This window comes from Streptomyces anandii JCM 4720 (genome assembly GCF_014650655.1).
GTDB lineage: Bacteria > Actinomycetota > Actinomycetes > Streptomycetales > Streptomycetaceae > Streptomyces > Streptomyces anandii.
In genome coordinates this window covers 11,599-12,792 of the sequence record NZ_BMVJ01000004.1, presented here as the reverse complement: position 1 = coordinate 12,792, position 1,194 = coordinate 11,599, and the positions used below count along the sequence as shown (strand labels likewise).

Here is a 1,194-nt window from a genome sequence, read left to right as displayed (position 1 = left end):
GCTCGGAAGGGGCCTTCGGCGTCATCACCTCGGTGACCGTCCGGCTGCGGCCCCTGCCGCAGACGCGGGTGTACGAGGGCTGGCGGTTCGCCTCCTTCGAGGAGGGCGCCGCGGCCCTGCGCCGACTGGCCCAGGACGGGCCCCGCCCGACCGTGCTGCGCCTCTCCGACGAGACCGAGACCCTGATCGGCCTCGCCCAGCCCGACGCCATCGGCTCCCCGGACGCCGGGGACGGCCCGGGCGCGGGCTGCCGGGCGATCGCCGGATACGAGGGCACCGCCGAGGACGTGGCCCACCGCCGCGAGTCGGCCGCGGCCGTCCTGCGCGGGTGCGGCGGCACGTACCTCGGCGAGGAACCCGGCGAGCGCTGGGCCCACGGCCGCTACTCGGCGCCGTACCTGCGCGACGCGCTCCTCGACGTGGGCGCCTTCGCCGAGACCCTGGAGACCGCGGCCTTCTGGTCACGCGTCCCCGAGCTGTACGCCGCCGTCCGCGCGGCGCTCACCACGGCACTCACCGAGGCCGGCACCCCGCCGCTGGTGATGTGCCACATCTCCCACGTCTACGAGAACGGCGCCTCGCTGTACTTCACCGTCGTCTCGGCCCAGGGCGAGGACCCGGTCGCGCACTGGGCGCCCGCCAAGCGGGCCGCCGGCGAGGCCATCCTCGCCGCCGGCGGCACGATCAGCCACCATCACGGTGTGGGCACCGACCACCGCGAGTGGTACGTACGGGAGGCCGGGCCGCTCGGCGTCGAGGCCCTGCGGGCGGTCAAGCGCCGGCTGGACCCGGCCGGGCTGCTCAACCCGGGCGTACTGCTGCCGCGGGACTGACCCCGCGCGGCCGCACTCCGCGGGCCTCGCGCGCTCCCTCGGGGAACCGGCTCCCGGCGGCTCGTCACCGCCGCGGGGCCACGCCCGCCCCGCCCTTCGGCCGACCCGTCCCTTCGGCCGCCCCGCCCCTTCCGCCGCCGTCACCCCTTCCCGCACCACCCGGAGGCCCACCGATGCGACAGTTCACCGCGATCGTCAACCCCACCGCGGGCGGCTCCGCGGGCGCGGCCGCCCTGCTGCGGGTGGCGCGGCTGCTGCGGGAGGCGGGCGCCCGGCTGGACACCGAGTACAGCCTCAGCCTCGTTCACGCGCAGGAACTCGCCCGGCAAGCCGGGGAGGACGGACGCGTCGTGCTCGCGGT

The 1,194-nt window shown here is 77.3% G+C and carries 2 protein-coding genes; both read left to right on the top strand.

Features of this window, described 5'->3' with window-relative positions; translation table 11 throughout:
- A partial coding sequence (locus tag IE249_RS36690; RefSeq protein WP_308434319.1) for an FAD-linked oxidase C-terminal domain-containing protein occupies positions 1 to 833 on the top strand: 833 nt, incomplete at its 5' end.
- 173 nt (positions 834 to 1,006) lie between these two features.
- Positions 1,007 to 1,194, top strand: a 188-nt coding sequence (locus IE249_RS36685; protein ID WP_268249675.1) for a diacylglycerol kinase family protein, incomplete at its 3' end; no start/stop codon positions are given.